The sequence below is a fragment of the Sinomonas soli genome (assembly GCF_054782415.1).
Genome location: NZ_BAAGSN010000030.1, coordinates 1 through 2,107 on the forward strand (window position 1 = coordinate 1; position 2,107 = coordinate 2,107).

1 protein-coding gene and 1 pseudogene are annotated in these 2,107 nt (G+C 71.8%); both read left to right on the top strand.

The window, feature by feature from the left end:
- A pseudogene (locus ACYVKZ_RS20290) lies at nt 1-153 on the top strand (IS110 family transposase); the annotation flags it as partial.
- 414 nt (nt 154-567) lie between these two features.
- The gene (gene istA, locus ACYVKZ_RS20295) at nt 568-2,091 is read left to right on the top strand and encodes an IS21 family transposase (protein ID WP_168928717.1); all 1,524 of its coding nucleotides are present in this window, start codon (nt 568-570) and stop codon (nt 2,089-2,091) included.
- Nucleotides 2,092-2,107 lie beyond the last annotated feature (16 nt).

Genomic DNA, 2,107 nt, shown 5'->3' on the forward strand with positions numbered 1-2,107 from the left:
GCCTACTACGACCGCAAAAGCCCTCAGGGCAAACGGCACAACCAGGCCCTCATCGCCCTCGCCCGCCGCCGCTGCGACGTCCTCTTCGCTATGCTCCGCGACGGCACCCTCTACCAGCCCCCGGCCGCGGCAGGAGCTGGACGAAGACCATAGAGGCACCCGCCTTCACGAGAGCGGGGCGTTCGACGGCCACGAGGCGCCAGCCGACGACGAGCACGGCTTCATCGCGAAGTCGCTCCAGGCCGAACGCGGCGACATCGACGTGACCGCAGCTGAGCGGCCCGAGCCGGCGGAGCCGTTGCCGCACGCTCACGACCCCGATCTCGAAAGCCATCATCGTAGGGCTGAGGGCGCCCTGCGTGTGACGGTGTCGTCCGCCATGTAATTCCCCACTCGTAGGTGGGTTTTCGCCACGGTTTTCCCCACTTTGAGCGGTGGTTCGCCACGTTATTCCCCATGGGGATGACGTCACGCGCCGCTGGTGCCTTGTCCGAGAGCCTTGCCTCGGGTCCGATGGTCGGGCCGGAGGTGGGGGTTGGTGGTTTGGCGCGTAGGAGTGTGGCTGTGATGGATCTGGTCGAACTGTTCATGCACTGGGACGCGGGCCGCTCGAAGAGCGAGCTCGCGGTGTCGTTGGGCATGGACCGCAAGACGGTGGCGAAGTACCTGGCTCCGGCCGAGGCCGAGGGCCTGGCCCCCGGGCTCGGGCTGGGGGCCGAGGAGTGGCGGGACATGGTCGCGGGCTGGTTCCCGACGGTCGTGGACGGGAGGCTGCGGCAGATCACCTGGCCGGAGTTCGATTCCAGGGTCGAGTGGGTCAGGGAGCAGCTGGAGGCCGGGGTCGCAGGGGCCGTGGTCCACCAGCGCCTCGTGGACGAGCACGGGGTCAGTGCCTCGCAGCGCTCGTTCTACCGGTGGCTGGCCGCGACCCTGCCCGACGCCGGACGCGGGCGGAGGGCCCCGACAGTGCTCAAGCCCCTGTCCGCGCCGGGAGAGCTCGGCGAGGTCGACTACGGGATGCTCGGGCACTGGCGCGACCCGGAGACCGGCAGAGGGCACCGGGTGTGGGCGTTCGTGCTGACGCTGCCGTTCTCCAAGCAGCCCTTCGTCTTCCCCACCACGCGGATGGACCAGACGGCGTGGACGAACGCCCACGTGGCCGCGTTCGAGTTCTTCGGCGGCGTCCCGCGCCGGATCACGAGCGACAACCTCAAGACCGGGGTCATCAGGCCCGACCTCTACGACCCCAAGCTCAACCGGGCCTACGCCGAGCTGGCCGAGCACTACGGGACCCTGCTCGATCCGGCCCGGGCCAACAGGCCCAAGGACAAGCCGCACGTGGAGCGGATGGTCCAGTACGTGCGCGGCTCGTTCTGGGCCGGTCGATCCTTCGCCTCGCTGGCGCAGATGGGCGCCGAGGCCGAGCGGTGGTGCCGGGAAGTCGCCGGGGCCCGGAGGCCCAGGGCCCTTGCCGGGCAGAGCCCGTGGGAGGTCCTGGCCGCCGTGGAACGGCCCACCATGGTCCCGCTTCCGCCGCGCAGGCTCGAGCCCGCCGAGTGGCGCACCGCCACCGTCGGATCGGACTGCCACGCCTCGGTCAGGGGCGTTCTCTACTCGGTGCCCTACCAGCTCGTCGGGACCCGCCTGGACGTGCGCCTGAGCGGCACGACGGTCGAGTTCCACCTCGACGGGGCGATCGCGAAGGTCCACCCCAGGATCGCCAAGGGCCGCCAGAGCGACCTGGCCGACTACCCGCCCGCCGCGGCCGGGTTCTTCACCCGGGACGCCGCATGGTGCCGCGAGAACGCTTCCCTGATCGGCCCCGCGGCCGCGGCCCTGGTCGAAGGGCTGCTCGAGGAGCCGGCGGTGCACCGGATCCGCGCCGCGCAGGGCATCATCCGCCTCGCCGGCACCCACCGGCCCGAGGCGGTGGAGACCGCCTGCGCCGCCGCGGCAGCGGCCGGGGACCCGACCCTGAAGACCGTCAGGGGCCTCCTCGCCGCGGGCGTGACCGTCCTGCCCGTGCGCTCCAACGGCGACAACGGCGCCGGGGCCTACCTCCGCGGCCCCGGCGCCTTCACCGCCAGCTGAACCCCCCACGCCTGCC